We start from the raw sequence: 18527 nt of genomic DNA, 5'->3' as shown, positions 1-18527 counted from the left end.
GGAGCACACCGTGGAACAGCGACCCCTGGGACGCACCGGCATGTCCGTCAGCCAGCTCTGCCTCGGCGCCATGATGCTCGGCGCCGTCGGCAACCCCGATCACGGCGAGGGGATGCGAATCGTCCACCGCGCCCTCGACGCCGGCATCACCTTCATCGACACCGCCGACGTCTACTCCGGCGGCGAGTCCGAGGAGGTCGTCGGCAAGGCCCTGGCCGGCGGCCGGCGCGACGACGTCGTCCTGGCCACCAAGGTCGGCCTGCCGTTCGGGCAGGACCCCAACCAGCGCGGCATGTCACGCCGCTGGATCACCCAGGCGGTGGAGAACTCGCTGCGCCGACTGGGCACCGACCGGATCGACCTCTACCAGGTGCACCGCCTCGACCCGGCCACCGACGTCGACGAGGCCCTGGGCGCACTGTCCGACCTGGTGCACGCCGGCAAGATCCGGGCCTTCGGCGCCTCCACCGTGCCCGCGTCGGAGATCGTCGAGGCGCAGTGGACCGCCGAGCGCCGCGGCCGGGAGCGGTTCCGCACCGAGCAGCCGCCGTACTCGATGCTGACCCGCGCCGTGGAGGCCGACGTCCTGCCCACCGCCCAGCGGTACGGGATGGGCGTGCTCAGCTACAGCCCGCTGGCCGGTGGCTGGCTGTCCGGCAAGTACCGCAAGGGCGCGGAGGTCAGCGGCCCGGGCTCGGTCGGCCGGGCCCAGCGGTTCCCCGGGGTCTACGACGCCGCGAACCCGGCGAACGCCGCCAAGCTCGACGCCGCCGACGCCCTGGGCGCGCTCGCCGACGAGTCCGGGCTGACGCTGGTGCAGCTGGCCATCGCGTTCGTCGTCCGGCACCCGGCGGTGACCTCGGCGATCGTCGGGCCGCGGACGATGGAGCACCTGGAGTCCTACCTGGCCGCCGACGGCGTCGAGCTCTCCGACGACGTGCTCGACCGGATCGACGTGATCGTCCCGCCCGGCCACACGGTCAACGTCGGGGACAACATGTGGACGACGCCCGCACTCACCCCGGCGGCCCGCCGCCGCTGAGCCGGGGAGTGGCGTGCGCGCACAGGCGGCGACACGTCGTCCAGCAGGTGCCGACCGCCCACCGGCGCCTTTACGGTGTCGATGTGAACGGAACTCCGACGGGCGGGGCGTGAGATGGCCATCGGGAGACGACGCGACCTGAGCGCACTGCGGGCCGAGCTCCAGCAGGTCGAGGCGCGCATCTCCGCCCACCCTCTCGCGTCGCAGCGCGTGCGCGCCGCCCAGCAGGTGGTGGACGGCCGCGGGTCGGCGGACGCGGCGGACGTCGACCGGGACCTCGAGGCGCAGGGCCTGCCCGGCGTCGCGGAGCTCGGCCGGACGCAGGTGTCCGGCACCTGGAGCTGGTGGCAGCTGCACCGCCGGAAGCGGCAGCTGGAGACGCGGATCGAACGCGCGCGGCAGTGATCCCTCCCGCCGGGTCGAGCACGTGGACGCCCCGCCTCGCGCTCGACCACGGCCGCGTCGTCGCCGCCCCCGCCGTCAGTCGAGGACGGCGGTGACCTCCACCTCAACCAGGAAGTCGGGGTCGAAGAGCACCGAGACGCCGATCAGCGACGCCGGCGCGGCCGGGGTGACGCCCAGCTCGGCCGAGGCACGGGCCACCCCGTCGAGGAAGGCGGGCATCTTGTCCAGGGTCCAGTCGACGACGTAGACGGTCATCTTCGCGACGTCGGCGAAGGTCGCACCCACCTCGGCCAGCGCGGTGCCGGCGTTCCGGTAGGCCTGGGCGACCTGGGCGGCGAAGTCGCCGACGCCGACCTTCGCCCCCGACGCGTCGACGGCGACCTGCCCGGCGACGAACACCTGCCTCGACCCGGTCGCCACCGAGACCTGGTGATAGACGTCGGGCACCGGCAGACCGGCCGGGTTGACCAGGGTGATCGCCATGCTGACTCCTCATCCGAAGGGCCCGGCGGCTCCGGGCGCAAGCTCAACATAGCAACGTTATGGCATGTACTGTCCAGCCCATGGCCCGCCCGAAGGACCCGGCGGTCCGCACCCAGCTGATCGAGCGGGCCGCCGCGATGCTCCGGGCGCGCGAGCCGATCACGCTGCGCTCCCTGGTCGCCGGCACCGGCGTCTCGACGATGGCCGTCTACACGCACTTCGGCGGGATGGACGGCCTGTGGCAGGCACTGCGCCAGGAGGGCTTCACCCGCCTGGGCGCCCGGCTGGAGGCGGTGCCGCTCACCGACGACCCGGTGTGCGACCTGACCGCCCTGGCCGCGGCGTACCTCGACCACGCCCTCTCCCACCCGGACCTCTACCGGGTCATGTTCGACGCGAGCGTCGACCTGGAGGACCTCCCCGCCGCCGACGCGACCCTCGAGCACCTGGTGCAGGCCGCCCGCCGGGGCCGGGACGCCGGGCGCTTCCGGGGCGACGTCGTCCCGCTGGACCTGGCGATCCAGAGCTGGAGCATCGGCCACGGGCTGGTCTCGCTGGTCGCCACCGGCCCACTGCCGCGGGAGACCCTCGACCACGGCCCGTTCCTGCTCGGCGCGCTCTTCACCGCCTGCGGCGACGACCCCGACCGCGCCGGCGCCTCGGTCGCGCAGGGCTGGCACCGCCCGGCGCCGGACGACGAGATGACACACCGCACCTGAGGTCAGCCGCGGGCGGAGGTCCACCCCTGCCCGCGGAGCCGGTCGAAGCCGTCGAGCAGCAGGTCGAGGGCGAACTCGAACTCGAACTGCTCATCGCACCCCCCGCCGACCCCGGACAGGTCGCCGGACGTCGCCGCCACCGCGATCTCCAGGATGTGCGGGTACTCCTCGGCGAATCGCGCCGCCAGCGCCTGCTGCTCCTCGGGCGTGGGCGGCGCGGCGTCCGGGGCGGGCGGCTCGTCGAACAGCTCGGGGCTGAACCCCCAGATCCGGTTGCCCAGCGCGTGCATGACGTGATGGGTGAGGTCGGCCGAGAACCCGCCGCGGCGGAACGTGCCGGCGAGGGAGTCCATGTAGCCGAGCACCGCGGGCGTCCGGTGGGTGCGCGACTCGATCGTCTGCCGGGCCCACGGGTGCCGCAGCACCGCCCGCCGCGCCGAGAGCACCCGGGCCCGCACCGCGGCCCGCCAGTCCAGCGCCGGGTCGGCCGGCTCGAACTCCCCGACGACGACGTCGACCATGCCGTCGAGCAGCTGGTCCTTGCCCGCGACGTGCTTGTAGAGCGCCATCGGGACGACGCCGAGCTCGGTGGCCAGCCGCCGCATGCTCACCGCGTCGACGCCCTCGGCGTCGGCGAGGTCGACCGCGGCGCGCAGCACACGGTCGGTGCTCAGCGGCGTGCGCCGCCCCGGAGGAGCCACCCGGGCAACGTACCCCGTTGACAGGTGTACCGCGTACACCTACCGTCGCACGCATCGGGTGTACGCCGTACACCTGCGATCGAGGGAGGCATCGTGCGCGCCAGCAGTCGGCAGTGGTGGGTCCTGGCAGGGCTCCTCCTGCTCAGCCTCGTCCCGGTGCTCGCCGGTGCGGTGCGGGTCACCGAGCTGGCCGGCGACCCGGAGGTGACCGCGGCCAACGCCCGCTTCGTCACCTCGCCGGCACCCGTCGTGCTGCACGTTCTCAGCGCGACCGTCTACTCCCTGCTGGGGGCGTTCCAGTTCGTGCCCCGGATCCGCCGGCGCCGGCCCCGCTGGCACCGGCTCGCCGGGCGCGTGCTGATCCCCGCCGGGCTGGTCGCCGCACTGTCCGGGGTGTGGATGACGCTGTTCTATGCACGCCCCCCGGCCGACGACGTGCTGCTGACCCCGATCCGGCTGTTCTTCGGCGTGGCGATGGCCGGCTGCATCGTGCTCGGGTTCGTGGCCATCCAGCGGCGCGACATCACGAACCACCGTGCCTGGATGGCCCGCGGCTACGCGATCGGCCTCGGCGCCGGTACCCAGGTGCTGACCCACCTGCCCTGGGCACTGCTGGGCGGCGAACCCGCCGGTGGCGGCCGGGTGGCGGCAATGCTGGCCGGCTGGGTGGTCAACCTGGCCGTGGTCGAGTGGGCGCTCCGACGCCAGCCCGCCGCGCCGTCCCGGGCGCTGCGCGCACCCGGAGCCGCACGCGCCGTTGTGCGCTGACCGTCGGTTCCCCCGCAGGGGACCGACGGTCAGCGCACAACGGCGGGGAGCCCGACCTCCGGCCGCAGCCGGTGCGGGGTCACTGCACGGGACGCCGCCTGCTGAGCACCCAGCCCGCGACCAGCGCGACGACCACCCAGCCACCCATCGTGAGCAGCGAGGCCACCTCCGCATCGCCGCTGGCGAACCGGAGCACCGCCTGCTGCGTGTCGACGGCGTCGGCCACCTCGGTGCTCCAGGCCCGGATGATCTGCACCAGGCCGAGCATGGTCAGGTACAGCCCGGTCAGTGCGGCCGGGGTGTTGGCCGTCGCCGCGCCGACGCCCGCGCCGATCAGCGCGAAGGCGGCGCCGGCACCAACCGCGGTCAGCGCCGCCTGGACCGCGCCGTCCCAGGACACGCTCGGGTCGGCCAGCACGGCGAGGAGCAGCCACGACGCGCCCGTCGACACGGCCGTCAGACCCGCGCCGAGCAGCCCCGTCGCCGCGGTCTTCGCCGCGAGCACGCGGCCGCGCTGCGGCACCAGCAGGTAGGTGGTCTGGGCGGTCCGGTGGGTCCACTCACCGGCGGTGCTGAGCACGCCCATGGCCAGCAGCAGCAGGCCGGTCATCAGGCCCACCACGGCGAACGGGCCGGCCACTGAGGGGAAGGCGTCGTCGGACGCCTCCAGCAGGACCATCCCCACCGGCCCCGCGATCACGGCGGCGAGGGCGAGCATCCGGCCCGAGCGGGTGGTCAGGGTCTTGCGCACCTCGAGGCCGACGAGCGCCGGCAGCGAGGCGCGGGTCGGACGGACGGCGGGCCGTACCGGAGCGGCAGTGTCGAGGGTCATGGTGTTCGAGCTCGTGGTCATGTCGGGGCTCCTCAGTGCTCAGCGGGGGTGGGGGCAGCTCCGGAGTCGTCCGTGAGCTGGAAGAACAGGTCCTCGAGGCCGCGCTGCACCGGGTGCAGGTCGATCAGCGCAACCCCGGCAGCGGCAGCGATGGCGCCGATGGTGGCGGGCTCGGCACCGTCCACGACCAGCACGCCGTCGGCCTGGCGTTCCACGTGGAACTCCCGGGCTCGCAGCGCGTCGGCCAGGCCCCGGGGGTCGACCGACCGCACCGCGGTGCCGCTGGCGCCCAGCAGTGAGCCGAACGGCCCGTCGGCCACGATCCGCCCGCCACCGATCACCAGCAGCCGGTCCACGGTGTGCTCGACCTCGCTGAGCAGGTGCGAGGAGAGCAGCACCGTTCCGCCGCGCGCCGCGTGGCCGCGCAGCAGCCCGCGCAGCCAGCGGATGCCCTCCGGGTCCAGCCCGTTGGCCGGCTCGTCGAACACCAGCACCGGCGGGGCGGCGAGCAGCGCCCCGGCGATGCCGAGCCGCTGCCGCATCCCCAGCGAGTAGCCGCCCACCGGCCGGCGGGCGGCGTCGGCGAGGCCGACGAGCTCCAGCACCTCGTCGACCCGCCCGGAGTCGACGCCGACGGCGGTGGCGTGCAGCCCCAGGTGCGCCCGGCCGGTGCGGCCGGGGTGCACGGCCGAGGCGTCCAGCAGGGCGCCGACGACGGCGCCCGGGTTGGGCAGCTCGGCGTAGGGCCGACCGTCGATCGTCGCGGTGCCCGCGGTCGCCGGGATCAGCCCGGTCATCATCCGCATCGTGGTGGTCTTGCCGGCGCCGTTCGGGCCGAGGAAGCCGGTCACGGTGCCGGGCTCGAGGGTGAAGCTGACGTCGTCGACGACGGTGCGTGCGCCGTAGCGCTTGGTCAGTCCGCTGACCGAGATCATGGGTGCCTCCGGGGTTCGGTGTGGTGTCCCCAATCTGCGGTGAACCCACTGGTCAGCGCGTCGGCCGGAGGCCGCGGTCTTGCGCACCGGACGGTGCGACCCGGTCATCCGGAAGAGGACGTCGGCAGTCGACCCGCGGGTGACCCGCAGCTCGCCGGAGGGGACCTACGCTCCGACCCATGGGGGTCCGCGAGCGCATCTGGCCGGGACTCACCCCCCCGCGGCATCGCGCTGGAGGCCGGCCTCGCCGGGCTGGGCGTGGTGATGATCGTCAGCGGCTTCGGCACCCTCGAGCCCCCGTCGCTGGACCTGGGCGCCGTCGTCGTGGCCACCGCGCTGATGGCCCTCGGGTTGTTCGTCTTCCGCCGCACCCAGCCCGCGGTCCCCTTCGCGGTGTGCGCCGTGTCGGCCGCGCTCGGCTTCTCCCCCACCGGGCCCTGGCTGCTGGCCAGCTACGCCGTCGGCCGCTACAGCGACTCGTGGTGGGTCCGGGGTGGGGTGGGGATGGGTGGGGCCGTCGCGATCGCCGTCGCCGCGGACCCGGCCACGGTCGGGGGCTGGACGGTCGTCGCCGCCGCCACCGGGGCGATCGTCGCCCTCCCCGCCGCCCTGGGGATCTGGCAGCGAACCCGCGAGCAGCTGCTGGGGGTGCTGCGCGAGCGCGCCGAGCGGGCCGAGGCCGAGCGGGAGCTGCTCGCCCGCGACGCCGTCCTCTTCGAGCGGACCCGGATCGCGCGGGAGATGCACGACGCCGTCGGGCACCGGGTGAGCCTGATGGTGCTCCAGGCCGGCGCGATCGAGCTGGCCGCGCGCGACGCCGACCGGGTCGAGCAGCTGGCCGGGCAGGTGCAGACCGCCGGGCGGCGCGCACTGGTCGAGCTGCGTCAGATGGTCGGCGTGCTCCGCGCCGGGGACGTCGACGAGGACGCACCCCTGGGCCCGCAGCCGGGCCTGGAGGACCTGCCCCGGCTGGTCGACCAGGCGCGCGAGGCGGGGATGGACGTCGCCCTGGCCGACCCCGCCGACCTCGCCTCGGAACGGCCCGCCGTCGACCCCGCGGTGGGCCGGGCCGCCTACCGGATCGCGCAGGAGGCGCTGACCAACGCCGGCAAGCACGCCCCCGGCGCCCGGGTGCAGCTCACCGTCGAGCACGGCCCGGACGAGCTGCGCCTGCGGGTGGTCAACGGCCCCCCGACCCGCCCACCGCAGCCGGTGCCCGGTGACGGCTACGGGCTGGTGGGGTTGGGTGAGCGGGTGCGCACCCTCGGCGGCCGGATCACGGCCGAACCCCGGCTGGACGGCGGCTTCAGCGTCGACGCGGTGCTGCCGACATGAGCGACGTCCGGGTGCTGCTCGTGGACGACGAGGAGCTGGTGCGGTTCGGCCTGCGCACCGTGCTGGAGTCCTCCGGCGGGTTCGAGGTGGTCGGGGAGGCCGGGGACGGCGCCGCGGCGGTGCGGGCGGCCCGGGAGCTGCGGCCCGACGTGGTGCTGATTGACGTCCGGATGCCGGTGCTCGACGGGCTGGCCGCCACCGAGCAGCTGCTGGCGCTGCCGCAGCCACCGCAGGTCGCCGTGCTCACCACCTTCCACCAGGACGAGTACGTGTACGCCGCGCTCGCCGCCGGTGCGGCCGGCTTCCTGCTCAAGGACACCCCGCCCCGGGAGATCGCCGCCGCGGTCCGGGCGGTCGCCGACGGGACGGCGACCCTCTCCCCGGCGGTGACCGCGACGCTGATCGACTCGTACGTGCACCGCCGGACCGCGCCCCGGCGGGCTGCGGCGCTGCGTCGGGTCAGCACGCTGACCGACCGGGAGCGCGAGGTGCTGGCGCTGCTGGGCAGCGGCGACTCCAACGCCGAGCTGGCCGGCCGGCTGTTCGTGAGCGAGGCGACGGTGAAGACCTACGTCTCCCGGCTGCTGGCCAAGCTCGACCTGACCAACCGCACCCAGGCGGCGATCCTCGCCCACGAGGCCGGCCTGCTGGAGCCCTGACCCGCGACTCCTGCGGAGTGGTCACCGCAACTGGACGGTTGGTCCGTGACCGTCGCCCGCCACCGTGCGTGAGCGGGAGGAGCGGCCGGGGCATGCCGTTCGGCCGGCCCGCCGCGGCCGACGTCCCGGTCGACGCCGGTCAGTCGGTGGACCGCCGGGACCGGACGCCGCGGATCACCAACACCGCCCCCACCACGAGGAACCCGGTCGCGGCGCCCAACCGGCCGGCGCGGTCGGGCATACCCACGCTCCACAGCGCCAGCTCGACGCTCATCAGCAGCAGGAGCAGGCCGAACGTCGTCCGGTTGCGGTACCAGGGCGCCGTCGACCCGTCGGCCCGGAGCGGGCCCCGTACCCCGGAGACGACGAGCAGCACGCCGGCCGCGAGCAGCAGCAGGGCGCCGGCCGTCCGGGCCGCCGTCAGCACGCCCTCGGCGGTGCCCCAGGCCAGCAGTGCGACACCCCCCACCGCGAGCCCTCCGCCGGTCAGCAGGTGGTCGGTGCGCCGGCTCATGCGGAAGTACGGGCTGCGCGCCATCGCGACTGCCCCTCTCGATCACCGGGGACGGACGGCCGACAGCCTGTCAGGTCCCGGCCGCCCCGCGGTGGACCCCCGGTCGCCGTCGTACGCCGGTCGTCGGTTCCTCGTCGGACTTCCGACGACCGGCGCACGACGGCGGGGATCAGCTCTGGCTGAGCTGCAGGGTCGGGTAGTCGGTGTACCCCTCGGCGCCGGCCGCGTAGAACAGCGCCGCGTTCGGCTCGTTCTCCGGGTGCTCGCCCTGCCAGCGCTGGACCAGGTCGGGGTTGGCGATCGCGGCACGACCGACGGCGACGGCCTCGGCGTGCGCGGCCTCGATCAGGGCGACCGCCTCGGCGCGGGTGGTCACGGTGCCGAAGCCGCTGTTGGCGACCAGCGGCCCGCCGAACCGGCGGCGCAGCTCCTGCACCAGGTCACCGGCGGGCTCGGCGTGCAGGATCGACAGGTAGGCCAGGCCCAGCGGCGCCAGCTGGTCGACCAGGGTGCCGTAGGTGGCCAGGACGTCGTCCCGGTCGGTCTCCAGGGCGTCCTGGATGTTGTGCTCCGGGGAGATCCGCAGGCCGACCTTGCCGGCACCGACCGCCTCGGCGACGGCGGTGACCACCTCGACGACGAAGCGGGCGCGGTTCGCCGGCGAGCCACCGTAGACGTCGTCGCGCTGGTTCGACGCCGGCGAGAGGAACTCGTGCAGCAGGTAGCCGTTGGCGCCGTGCACCTCCACGCCGTCCAGGCCGGCCGCGACGGCCCGCCGGGCGGCGGCGACGAAGTCGTCGCGGACCTGCGCGGCCTCCTCGGTGGTGAGGGCGTGCGGCACCGGGTAGGGCTGCTTGCCCTTCTCCGTGTGCCCCGCGCCGTCGATCGCGATGGCGCTCGGCGCCTCGACCCGGCGGCCGCCGTTCACGTCGGGGTGGGTGACCCGCCCGCCGTGCATCAGCTGCATCACGATCTTCCCGCCGCGGGCGTGCACCGCCTCGGCGACGCGCGCCCAGCCGGCGGCCTGCTCCTCGGTGACGATGCCGGGCTGGCCGACGAACGCCTGCGACTCGAAGCGCGGGTAGGTGCCCTCGGTGATGATCAGGCCGATCGAGGCGCGCTGGGCGTAGTGCTCGACGAGCAGGTCGTTCGGGACGCCGGAGGCGCCGGCGCGCATGCGGGTCAGCGGGGCCATCACGACGCGGTTGGCGAGCTCGACGTCGCCGAGCGTCACGGGGGAGAACAGGTCCATGCCGGGCACAAGGTGGTTGCGCACGGCGACCATTCCGGTCCCGGGCCGACTGCGGCGAGGCTCACTCCCGGTCAGCGGCGCCGCAGCTGCGCTCCCGCACCGACGAGCAGGACCGCACCACCGACGACGGCGAGCGCGATCGCCCGGGGCCGCCTGCCGGCGGCCGGCGCGGCGGGGACGGGGCGCGTGACCGGGAGGGGCACGGGGACCGGAGCAGCCGGCGCTGCCGCGAGCACCCCGGGCTCGGCGGCGAGCGCGGCCAGCGCCGCCGCCCCGGCTCGGTGACGTCGCCCGCTGCGGACCTGGGCGGCGAGGGCGAGGAGGAAGCCCACGACGGCGAGCGCCAGCAGGCCGGCGGCCACGCCGGTCGCGTCGTCGCGGGCAGCGAGGGTGAGCGCGGCGCCGCTGACCAGCAGCCCGGCCGCCGCCCCCGCCGTCCGGACCGGGTCCGCCCCGGCCGACCAGCGCTGGGCCAGCCTGCCTGCGTTGCGGCGGACCGCGTCGCTGGCGGCGGCGTCGGACCGGGTCAGCACGATCGTGGCCCCGTCGTGGTGCGGGTGGTCGGCGGGCAGCCGCACCGCGGACGGATCCGCGGTCGCCGTGCACCTCTCCAGCTCCTGCGCCGTCAGCGCACCGAACTCCAGGGCTCCTGCCGTCTGCACCGTGTTCCTCCTGTCGCGGGGGACGTCCCCTGCGACAGGTCGGCACGCCGGGCCGCCGGCTTGAGCAACGGGGATCGCGCCTCACCCGGAACAGCGAGCACCCGCCCGGTGCTGCCGTCTGCCAGACGTCCGCTCGCACGAGGAGATCCCCATGGCACAGACCTGGTTCATCACCGGCGCATCCCGCGGTTTCGGCAAGGAGTGGTCGATCGCGGCGCTCGCACGGGGCGACCGGGTGGCCGCCACCGCCCGCGACACCTCGTCCCTCGACGACCTGGTGCAGCGCTTCGGGGACGCCGTCCTGCCCATCCAGCTGGACGTGGACGACCGGGCGGCCGCGTTCGCCGCCGTCCGACAGGCCCACGACCACTTCGGCTCACTGGACGTCGTGGTCAACAACGCCGGCTACGGCCAGTTCGGGATGATCGAGGAGATCTCCGAGGCCGAGGCCCGGGCGCAGTTCGAGACCAACGTGTTCGGCGCGCTGTGGATCACCCAGGCCGCGCTGCCGTTCATGCGCGAGCAGGGCTCCGGGCACGTCCTGCAGGTGTCCAGCATCGGCGGGATCTCGGCGTTCCCGAACATCGGCATCTACAACGCGTCCAAGTGGGCGCTGGAGGCGATGACCCAGTCGCTGGCCGCCGAGGTGGCCGACTTCGGCATCAGGGTGACCCTCATCGAGCCGGGCGGCTACGCCACCGACTGGGGTGGCGCCTCGGCCAAGCACGCCACTCCGAACCCGGCCTACGACCAGTTCCGCGAGAAGGCCGCCGAACAGCGCCGCCAGCGCCTGGGCGGCACGCCGGGTGACCCGGTGGCCACCCGTGCCGCCGTCCTGGCGGTCGTGGACGCTGAGAACCCGCCGCTGCGGATCTTCTTCGGCGAGAACCCGCTGGCCATCGCGACCGCGGACTACGAGTCCCGGCTGGCCGACTGGCGCGAGTGGGACGCCGTCTCCAAGGCCGCGCACGGCGGCACCCAGGGCTGATCGCAGGCCCCCGAGCGCGCTCGGGGGTCCGTCGGGCAGGGTCGTGACATGGCCCCCGAGCGCACCGACCGCCGTCCGCACCGGCTGCGGGAGGTGGCCGCGGACCGCCGCGGCTACGTCCTGGCCTGGTGGGGCTTCACCGCCACGTTCGCGCTGCTGCGCCTGCTCACCTGGCTGATCCACGTCGACGTCGCCGTCCTCGGGGACGTCCAGGCCGGTGGCGTGCACCTGCACCACTACCTCTGGGGCATCCTGCTGCTCGCCGTCGTCGGCGGAGTGGCGCTGGGCAACCGGCCGCCGAAGGTCCGCGCCGCCCTGGGCCTGCTGTTCGGCGTCGGGCTGGCGCTGGTGGTCGACGAGGCGGCCCTGCTGATCCAGCTCGAGGACGTCTACTGGGACACCTTCGGCTGGGTCAGCGTGGGCCTGGCCGTCGTCGTGATCGGGCTGGCCGGCAGCGTGCTGGCGCTGACCAGCGCTCCGCGGGAGGGCGGCCCCTGAGCGGGGGTCAGGAGACCAGCACGGCCTCCCGCTCGGCGGCGCCGGCCAGTTCGGCATAGCGGCCGCCGCGGGCGAGCAGCTCCTCGTGCGTGCCCTGCTCGACCACCCGGCCGTGCGCGAGCACCGCGATCAGGTCGGCGTCGCGCACGGTGGAGAGCCGGTGCGCGATGGTGATCGTCGTCCGGCCGCGGCTGGCCTCGTCCAGCGCCGCCTGCACCGCCCGCTCGGTGGTGTTGTCCAGCGCGCTGGTGGCCTCGTCGAGCACCAGCACCCGCGGGTCGCGCAGCAGGGTGCGGGCGATCGCCAGCCGCTGCTTCTCCCCGCCGGAGAACCGGTGCCCGCGGGCCCCGACCACGGTGTCGTAGCCGGCCGGCAGCGCCGCGATCACGTCGTGCACCTGGGCCCGCCGGGCGGCGTCGACCAGCTCCGCGTCGGTGGCGTCGGCCTTGGCGTGCCGCAGGTTCTCGGCGATCGTGCCGTGCAGCAGGTAGGTCTCCTGGGCGACGACGCCGACCGTGCGGGCCAGGTCGGCCAGCGTCACGTCCCGGACGTCGATGCCGTCGATGGTCACCCGCCCGGACGTCGGGTCGTTGAGCCGCGCGACCAGGGAGGCCAGCGTGCTCTTGCCCGACCCGGTCTCCCCCACCAGCGCGAGCGTCGCGCCGGCCGGCACGACCAGGTCGACGTCGGTGAGCGCGTCGCGGTGCCCGTCGGCGTAGCGGAAGCCGACGTGCTCGAACCGCACCTCGCCCCGGACGTCGCCCAGCGGCACCGGGGACGCCGGGTCGTCGATGTCGACCGGCAGGTCCAGGTACTCGAACACCCGGCTGAACAGCGCCATCGAGGCGGTCAGCGAGACGCCGATGTCCAGCAGCCCCATCAGCGGGCGGAACAGCGCGCCCTGCAGCGTGGTGAAGGCGACCAGGGTGCCGATCGTCATCCCGCCGGACGTCGCGGGCAGCCCGGCGGCCAGGTAGATCAGCGCGGGGATGCCGGCGAAGACGATGCTCATCGTGGCCATCCGCCACCGGCCGGCCAGCTGCGAGCGGACCTCCAGGGCGACCAGGTCGTCGGAGGTGGTGGCGAAGCGGGCCGACTGCGCGGGCCCGGCGCCGAGGGTCTTGCCCAGCAGCACACCGCTGACGCTGAGCCCCTCCTCCACCTGGGAGTGCAGGTCGGCGAGGTGGCGCTGCCGCTGCGCGGTGATGGTGCGGCGCATGCGGGCCACCTTGCGGGTCAGCCAGATCGCCGGCGGCAGCACGACCAGGGACAGCAGCGACAGCCGCCAGCTGAGGGCGACCATCGCGATCGCCGTCCCGACGACCGTGGTGGCGTTGGCGGCGAAGGAGGTCGCGGTGGTGGTGACCACCGACTGCATGCCGCCGATGTCGTTGGTCAGCCGGGACTGCACCTCGCCACCCTTGGTGCGGGTGAAGAAGCCGAGCGACTGGCGCTGCAGGTGGGTGAAGACCGACGTCCGCAGGCCGTGCATGACGTGCTGGCCGACGGTGGTGGACAGCCAGGTCTGCAGCACGCCGAGGACGGCGGTGACGGCAGTGACCGCCACCATGCCGACCACGGCCCAGACCAGCAACGGCACGTCCTGCTGCGGGATGGCCTCGTCGATCACCAGCCGGATGAGGAAGGGGGTGGCCAGCGCGATGGCGGAGCTGGCGACGATGAGCGCGACCACGGTCGCGAGCTGCGTGCGGTACGGGCGGAACAGCCCGGCCACCCGGGACCACCGGACGGGCGAGCGCTCCAGCTGGGCGCGGTCGGCCGGGTCTGGCCGCCCGCCGGAGCGCCCGCCTCCCCGGCCGGGCTGGAAGGCGTCGTCGATGGCGACCACCCCTCTCTCGGAAGTTTGCTGAGGTTACCTCACGGTGTGGTAACCGCACCACTGCCGGTAGTGTTCCCCCATGCGCGAGGGCATGGGTGGTGGCGGCACGGCGCCCCTGGGCGACCTGCTGATGCGGGTCGCTCGCACGCTGCGCCGCCGGTTCACCGCCACGCTGGCGCCCTGGGACCTGTCCCCGCACCAGGCCCGCGCCCTGCGCGTCGTCTGCTCGCGGGACGGCGTCCGGCTCTCCGAGCTCGCCGAGGCGCTGCGGATCGCGCCGCGGTCGGCGACGGAGGTCGCCGACGGCCTGGCCGAGCGCGGGCTGGTCGAGCGCACCGCCGACCCGCGGGACCGGCGGGCGGTGGTGCTGGTGGCCACCGACGCCGGCCGGACGGTCCAGCGGGAGGTCGACGAGGCGCGGGCCGCCGACTCCACGGAGCTGTTCGCCCGGTTGTCGGCCGAGGACCGGACGACGCTCGAGCGGATCCTGCGTCAGCTCACCGACTGAGGACTCAGCCCTCGTCCGGGGGACCGAGCTCGAAGAAGACGACCTGCGGCGGGGCGTTGATCCGCACCGGGAGCAGGCTGAAGCCGATCCCGCAGGTCACGAACAACGCGTTGCCCGGAGCACCGTGGTCCTCCGGCGCCCACCCGTCGACCACGACCTCCTCCTCCTCGGTCAGCCCGGGGTAGGACCAGTTCGGCAGGCCGGGCAGCGCGATCTGCCCGCAGTGGGTGTGCCCGGCCACGGCGAGGGGCGCACTGCCGGCCGGCATCTCCGGGAACGCGGCCGGGTTGTGCATGAGCACCACCCGCGGCGCCGCCTCGGGCAGGTCGCGCAGGGCCTGGTCGACGTCCACCAGCCCGGGGCGCACCGGGCCGATCCCGACCACGTGCAGCGGGTCGGTCCCGGTGCCGGGCACCGGGACCGACTCGTTGAGCAGCACCGGGATCCCGGCGTCCTCCAGCGCGGTGGTCAGCTCCTGCTCGGCACCGCTCGCGTAGTCGTGGTTGCCCAGCACGGCGTAGGTCGGGATGCCGGAGTCCAGCAGCGGCGCCAGCAGCTCCAGCACCGTCTCGACCTCGGGCTCGACGTCCGGGCCGGCGTGGTAGACGAGGTCACCGGCCAGCAGCACCAGGTCCGGCTCGGCGTCCACCGCGCGTCGGACGGCGCGCTCGGTCATGCCCGGGTTGCCCCACCACATGCCGATCTGGACGTCGGCCAGGACGGCGACGTCGATCGGTGGCGTGCCGGCGGCCAGGCCGGGCAGCTCGACGCTCTCCTGCTCCTCGTCGAGGATCAACCGCGGCTCGACGAGGGTGCCGTAGCCGATGAGCAGGACGACGGCCGCCACCAGCCCCAGCCCGACGCGGACGAACCAGCGCTTCACGCCCGCACCTCCGACCGCCGGTCGGCCACCGGCCCCCGGTCACGCCGCCCGGACCCGGGCTGAACGGCCCAGGCACACGCCAGCACCCACCCGGTGCCCAGCAGCAGCCCGGCGAGGACGTCGGTCGGGTGGTGCGCGGCGATGTGGATCCGGGTGATCCCGATCGCCGGTGCGAGCAGCACCGGCACCGCCAGCACGGCCCACCGCCGGCGGCCGACCCCGTAGCTGATCACCAGCACGGCCAGGGCGCCGTAGAGGGCGACGGCCATCCCGGAGTGGCCGGAGGGCCAGCTGGCGCCCACCGGCAGCCCCTCGGTCAGGTCGACGACGTCGGGCCGCACCCGGCCGACCACCAGGCCGATGACGAAGTACAGCGCCACCTCGCCGATGACGGTGACGAGCACGAAGACCACGGGGCGCCAGCTGCCGGCCCAGGCCAGCGACAGGACGGCGAGGGTGAGCCCGACGGCGATGACCGCCCGGGTTCCCGACAGCGCGCCCACCGCCTCGGCCACCGTCGTCAGCGTCTCGGTGCGCTGGTCGACGAACCACACGGTGACGCTCCGGTCGAACCGGCCGAGAGCGGTGTCCATCAGCACGCCGGTGACCAGCAGGCCCAGCCCGGCGAGCGTGGCGAACAGTGCAGCGGCCGCACCGGCCAGCTTGCGGACCGTCCCACCGTCGGGCAGCACCGACTGGCGCGTGGGCGCCGGCCGCGGGACCTCCGCCGGGTCCACGTCCAGCGGGTCCAGCGGCTCGCCGCTGGACCCGTGCCGGTCGTGCTGCCAGCCGCGGAAGGCCGCCGTGGTGATCGCCAGCCACGCTGCTCCCAGCGCCCAGCCGGCCAGCACGTCGGAGACGAAGTGCACCCCGAGGGCCAGCCGGGTGAAGCCGATGACGAGCACCAGCAGCGCCACCCCGGCGATGAGCCACGGCCGCAGCCGGCGCCGCACCAGCGGCAGCACCACGAGCGCCAGCACCCCCCAGGTCACCAGGGCCGTCATCGCGTGCCCGCTGGGGAAGCTGGCGTTGCTCGGGGTGTCGACGACCGGGTTGGCCACGACGGGGCGGGCCCGGTCGGCGATGTACTTGGTCAGCGGCACGATCACGGCGAGGCCGATCCCGGAGACCGCGACGTACGCCGCCAGCCGCTGGTGCCGGCGGATCAGCAGGAACAGCGTCGCCAGGGTGGTCACCAGCACCGACGCGCCGGCTCCGCCGAGGTCGGTCACGCCGCGCAGCACGCTCACCGCCAGCGGCGAGTCGCTGACGACGTCGTTCAGGTCGGCGGCGACGTTCCCGTCGAGGGAGGCCAGCGGCGACCAGTTCTGCTGCACCAGCAGCCACAGCCCCAGGAAGGGCACCGCACCCGCCAGCAGGGCCACGAGCCCCAGGAGCGCGCGGGCACCGAACCGGCCGGGTGCCTGACCGGCCTCCGGGGACCCCCGGACCAGGAGGCGCCGGCTCACCCGTCGATCACCTCCACCACGATCGACGGGTGGCCGGAGGCGCCGTCCGGAGCGACCGGGGTGCGCACGTCGGTCTGCAGCTCGTCGGTGGCCCGGGCGGCGATCCGGTGCCGGCCCGGGGTGGCGCCCTGCCGGACCCCGGCGCGCTCCAGGAGCGCCCGGAGCGGCACGCCCTGCCAGCGGGCGTTGCCGACCAGGTCCCCGCCGACCTCGTTGGACACGCAGGACAGCGTGACGTCCGCCTCGATCTGGGGCATCCCCATCAGCTCGTCGTAGCTGAGCGTGAACGGATCGTCCACCATCCCGCGGACCTCCAGCTGCCACTCGGCCGGGTCGACGATCGGCACCGGAGGGCGGTGTCGATCCGGTAGAACGCCGCGTTCGGGACGAACATCGGCGTCAGGCCCGCGATCTCCAGGTCGGCGCCCGGTGGGACCGGTCCGGCCGAGCGGAACGGCCGCGGCAGCCGGATCGCCCTGCGCACCGAATCCAACCGCTCCCGGCCGGTCAGCAGCCAGCCGCCGACGCTGCCGGCCACGGCGACCGCGCCGGCCGCGACGCCGAGCGCGGCGATCGCGGCACGCTCCAGCCAGCCGGGCACGCTGTCGATGACGGCGTCCCCCACGGAGATCACCAGGGACGGCGCCGCGTCCAGCACGGCGGCGCGCTGCCCACCCGGCTGTGCTGATGCGCTCATCAGCCGAGCCTGACCCGGGGCGGCCGGTGGGCACAACGGAACCGGAAACGACGCCGGATCGTCATGCGGCACCCCGTCCTGTGTCGGCTCCGTGACCGCCGGGAGTGCGGCGGTGCGGCCGGGTACGGGCGGGCGGATGGAGACCGACACGGACCGGGCCGACCGCACCCGGAAGCGCAGGATCGGCGAGCTGCTCAGTGACTTCCCCTGGGTGCACCTGGGGCTCGGGCTGGTCGGCAACACCGCCTTCTTCGTCGGCAGCGTGCTCTTCTTCTGGGAGAGCACGAAGACGGTGGGGATCTGGCTGTTCGTCATCGGCAGCCTGGGCATGTTGACCGGCTCGGTGGGCGAGCTGGTGGTCAAGGTGGAGAAGCGCCGCCGGCGCGGCGGGTGAGGCGGCCGGCCCGATCGGCGCAGGGAGGGCTCGACCGATCGGTGCCCCGTGCTCCACGATCGAGCGATGACAGAGTCGTCATCACTGGCAGGCTGGGCGTCCGAGGAGTTCACCGACGCCGGCATCACCCACACGCTGATCTCGCGCGGCTCCGGCCTCGGGGTGGTGCTGCTGCCGGAGGTCCCCGGCGTGACGCCCCAGGTGCTGGGACTGGCCGACCACCTGGTCGAGGCCGGCTTCACCGTCACCGTCGTCTCGCTGTGGGGTGAGCCCGGCCGCCCCCTCTCCCCCGCCTACGCGCTGGGGTCGACGGCGCGGGCCTGCCTCGCCCGCGAGTTCCGCGTGTTCGGCACGCGCGCCGACCGCCCGGTGGCCGGGTACGTCCGCGCCGTCGCCCGCCGGCTGCACGACCGGGTGGGCGGACCGGGCGTCGGGCTGATCGGCACGGGCCTCAGCGGTGGGTTCGCGCTCGCGGCCGCCACCGAGCCGGTGGTGCTCGCCCCGGTGGCCAGCCACCCGTCGCTGCCCGTCGGCGTCACCCCCGGACGGCGGGGTGATCTGGGGATGTCCGACGAGGAGCGGGACGCCGTCGTCGAGCGGGTGCACGGCGAGGGGCTGCGCCTGCTGGGCCTCCGGTTCAGCGAGGACAAGGCCTGCCCGCCCGACCGTTTCCGCACCCTGCGCGCCGCCTTCGGCGACGGCTGGCTGCCGATCGTGATCAGCTCCCGCTCCGGCAACCCCGCCGGGATCGGCAGGACCGCGCACCGGGTGCTGACCCACCCCGAGGTCGAGGCGCCCGGCCACCCCACCAACGACGCCCGGGCCGAGGTGGTCGCCTTCCTCCGCGACCGGCTCACCGGCGCCGGCACCCCTGTGCACGCCGGCGGCGGCCTGCGCAACGCGCTGCTGGACCCACCGGGACAGCCGCGGGCAGCGGGCTGAC

At 74.9% G+C, this 18527-nt stretch carries 23 protein-coding genes; 11 read left to right on the top strand and 12 right to left on the bottom strand.

Translation table 11 applies throughout. The features are described from left to right. Nucleotides 1-10 precede the first annotated feature (10 nt). Together ACI795_RS05360 and ACI795_RS05355 are read left to right on the top strand one after the other, a co-directional pair. Complete coding sequence (locus ACI795_RS05360; protein ID WP_457074185.1) at nucleotides 11-1042, top strand: aldo/keto reductase; 1032 nt, start codon at nucleotides 11-13, stop codon at nucleotides 1040-1042. Between the two features lie 114 nt (nucleotides 1043-1156). Continuing rightward, entirely contained in the window at nucleotides 1157-1447 is a 291-nt protein-coding gene (locus tag ACI795_RS05355; protein ID WP_457074184.1) for a hypothetical protein, read from the top strand. 75 nt (nucleotides 1448-1522) lie between these two features. On the opposite strand, the gene ACI795_RS05350 is transcribed toward ACI795_RS05355, so the two are convergent. Continuing rightward, on the bottom strand, nucleotides 1523-1930 hold the full coding sequence (locus tag ACI795_RS05350; protein ID WP_457074183.1) for a RidA family protein: 408 nt from the start codon (nucleotides 1928-1930) through the stop codon (nucleotides 1523-1525). Between the two features lie 80 nt (nucleotides 1931-2010). Between ACI795_RS05350 and ACI795_RS05345 the strand changes: the two genes are divergently transcribed. Then, nucleotides 2011-2649 (top strand): TetR/AcrR family transcriptional regulator, encoded by a 639-nt coding sequence (locus ACI795_RS05345; protein WP_457074182.1) that lies wholly within the window; start codon nucleotides 2011-2013, stop codon nucleotides 2647-2649. Nucleotides 2650-2651: 2 nt separating this feature from the next. Here the strand turns inward: ACI795_RS05345 and ACI795_RS05340 are convergent, their stop codons facing one another. Continuing rightward, nucleotides 2652-3350: a TetR/AcrR family transcriptional regulator gene (locus ACI795_RS05340; protein WP_457074181.1), complete on the bottom strand. Its 699-nt coding sequence runs from the start codon at nucleotides 3348-3350 to the stop codon at nucleotides 2652-2654. Between the two features lie 93 nt (nucleotides 3351-3443). Here ACI795_RS05340 and ACI795_RS05335 point away from each other — a divergent pair, with 93 nt between their 5' ends. Next, nucleotides 3444-4118 carry a DUF2306 domain-containing protein gene (locus ACI795_RS05335; protein ID WP_457074180.1) on the top strand — a complete coding sequence of 225 codons (675 nt, stop codon included), beginning with the start codon at nucleotides 3444-3446 and terminating at the stop codon, nucleotides 4116-4118. Nucleotides 4119-4197: 79 nt separating this feature from the next. On the opposite strand, the gene ACI795_RS05330 is transcribed toward ACI795_RS05335, so the two are convergent. Both ACI795_RS05330 and ACI795_RS05325 read right to left on the bottom strand, forming a co-directional pair. Then, nucleotides 4198-4971: a hypothetical protein gene (locus ACI795_RS05330; protein ID WP_457074179.1), complete on the bottom strand. Its 774-nt coding sequence runs from the start codon at nucleotides 4969-4971 to the stop codon at nucleotides 4198-4200. 11 nt (nucleotides 4972-4982) lie between these two features. Beyond that, nucleotides 4983-5885 carry an ABC transporter ATP-binding protein gene (locus tag ACI795_RS05325; protein ID WP_457074178.1) on the bottom strand — a complete coding sequence of 301 codons (903 nt, stop codon included), beginning with the start codon at nucleotides 5883-5885 and terminating at the stop codon, nucleotides 4983-4985. Between the two features lie 264 nt (nucleotides 5886-6149). On the opposite strand from ACI795_RS05325, the gene ACI795_RS05320 reads away from it, so the two are divergent. Both ACI795_RS05320 and ACI795_RS05315 read left to right on the top strand, forming a co-directional pair. Continuing rightward, nucleotides 6150-7220 (top strand): sensor histidine kinase, encoded by a 1071-nt coding sequence (locus ACI795_RS05320; protein ID WP_457074221.1) that lies wholly within the window; start codon nucleotides 6150-6152, stop codon nucleotides 7218-7220. After that, entirely contained in the window at nucleotides 7217-7879 is a 663-nt protein-coding gene (locus ACI795_RS05315) for a response regulator transcription factor (RefSeq protein ID WP_457074177.1), read from the top strand. The genes ACI795_RS05320 and ACI795_RS05315 overlap by 4 nt, the downstream gene beginning before the upstream one ends. Nucleotides 7880-8018: 139 nt before the next feature. Here the strand turns inward: ACI795_RS05315 and ACI795_RS05310 are convergent, their stop codons facing one another. The 3 genes from ACI795_RS05310 to ACI795_RS05300 all read right to left on the bottom strand — a co-directional run bounded on the left by ACI795_RS05310 (nucleotide 8019) and on the right by ACI795_RS05300 (nucleotide 10307). Then, nucleotides 8019-8417, bottom strand: coding sequence for a hypothetical protein (locus ACI795_RS05310; protein WP_457074176.1), 399 nt, complete (start codon nucleotides 8415-8417; stop codon nucleotides 8019-8021). Between the two features lie 145 nt (nucleotides 8418-8562). Further along, nucleotides 8563-9669 carry an alkene reductase gene (locus ACI795_RS05305; protein ID WP_457074175.1) on the bottom strand — a complete coding sequence of 369 codons (1107 nt, stop codon included), beginning with the start codon at nucleotides 9667-9669 and terminating at the stop codon, nucleotides 8563-8565. Between the two features lie 47 nt (nucleotides 9670-9716). Beyond that, complete coding sequence (locus ACI795_RS05300; RefSeq protein ID WP_457074174.1) at nucleotides 9717-10307, bottom strand: hypothetical protein; 591 nt, start codon at nucleotides 10305-10307, stop codon at nucleotides 9717-9719. 151 nt (nucleotides 10308-10458) lie between these two features. Here ACI795_RS05300 and ACI795_RS05295 point away from each other — a divergent pair, with 151 nt between their 5' ends. Both ACI795_RS05295 and ACI795_RS05290 read left to right on the top strand, forming a co-directional pair. Further along, a complete protein-coding gene (locus ACI795_RS05295) occupies nucleotides 10459-11295 on the top strand; it encodes an SDR family oxidoreductase (RefSeq protein WP_457074173.1) in 837 nt (278 codons plus the stop codon). 48 nt (nucleotides 11296-11343) lie between these two features. Further along, complete coding sequence (locus tag ACI795_RS05290) at nucleotides 11344-11793, top strand: hypothetical protein (RefSeq protein ID WP_457074172.1); 450 nt, start codon at nucleotides 11344-11346, stop codon at nucleotides 11791-11793. 7 nt (nucleotides 11794-11800) lie between these two features. On the opposite strand, the gene ACI795_RS05285 is transcribed toward ACI795_RS05290, so the two are convergent. Further along, nucleotides 11801-13642: an ABC transporter ATP-binding protein gene (locus tag ACI795_RS05285; protein WP_457074171.1), complete on the bottom strand. Its 1842-nt coding sequence runs from the start codon at nucleotides 13640-13642 to the stop codon at nucleotides 11801-11803. Nucleotides 13643-13712: 70 nt separating this feature from the next. Here ACI795_RS05285 and ACI795_RS05280 point away from each other — a divergent pair, with 70 nt between their 5' ends. After that, nucleotides 13713-14141, top strand: a complete 429-nt coding sequence (locus ACI795_RS05280; protein WP_457074170.1) for a MarR family winged helix-turn-helix transcriptional regulator — start codon at nucleotides 13713-13715, stop codon at nucleotides 14139-14141. A 4-nt stretch (nucleotides 14142-14145) separates the two neighbouring features. On the opposite strand, the gene ACI795_RS05275 is transcribed toward ACI795_RS05280, so the two are convergent. The 4 genes from ACI795_RS05275 to ACI795_RS05260 are packed head-to-tail and all read right to left on the bottom strand — an operon-like array spanning nucleotide 14146 to nucleotide 17190. Next, nucleotides 14146-15024: a metallophosphoesterase gene (locus tag ACI795_RS05275; RefSeq protein ID WP_457074169.1), complete on the bottom strand. Its 879-nt coding sequence runs from the start codon at nucleotides 15022-15024 to the stop codon at nucleotides 14146-14148. Further along, entirely contained in the window at nucleotides 15021-16493 is a 1473-nt protein-coding gene (locus ACI795_RS05270) for a phosphatase PAP2 family protein (RefSeq protein WP_457074168.1), read from the bottom strand. The genes ACI795_RS05275 and ACI795_RS05270 overlap by 4 nt, the downstream gene beginning before the upstream one ends. Beyond that, complete coding sequence (locus tag ACI795_RS05265; RefSeq protein WP_457074167.1) at nucleotides 16490-16792, bottom strand: molybdopterin-dependent oxidoreductase; 303 nt, start codon at nucleotides 16790-16792, stop codon at nucleotides 16490-16492. The genes ACI795_RS05270 and ACI795_RS05265 overlap by 4 nt, the downstream gene beginning before the upstream one ends. Then, nucleotides 16756-17190: a hypothetical protein gene (locus ACI795_RS05260; protein ID WP_457074166.1), complete on the bottom strand. Its 435-nt coding sequence runs from the start codon at nucleotides 17188-17190 to the stop codon at nucleotides 16756-16758. Before ACI795_RS05260 ends, ACI795_RS05265 begins: the two co-directional genes overlap by 37 nt. Nucleotides 17191-17326: 136 nt before the next feature. Here ACI795_RS05260 and ACI795_RS05255 point away from each other — a divergent pair, with 136 nt between their 5' ends. Together ACI795_RS05255 and ACI795_RS05250 are read left to right on the top strand one after the other, a co-directional pair. Next, complete coding sequence (locus ACI795_RS05255; RefSeq protein ID WP_457074165.1) at nucleotides 17327-17584, top strand: YrhK family protein; 258 nt, start codon at nucleotides 17327-17329, stop codon at nucleotides 17582-17584. Between the two features lie 66 nt (nucleotides 17585-17650). Continuing rightward, nucleotides 17651-18526 carry a dienelactone hydrolase family protein gene (locus tag ACI795_RS05250; RefSeq protein WP_457074164.1) on the top strand — a complete coding sequence of 292 codons (876 nt, stop codon included), beginning with the start codon at nucleotides 17651-17653 and terminating at the stop codon, nucleotides 18524-18526. Nucleotide 18527 lies beyond the last annotated feature (1 nt).

The organism is Modestobacter sp. SYSU DS0290 (genome assembly GCF_054050955.1).
The sequence above is the reverse complement of the archived record's forward strand: the minus strand, read 5'-3'. Positions and strand labels throughout refer to the sequence as shown.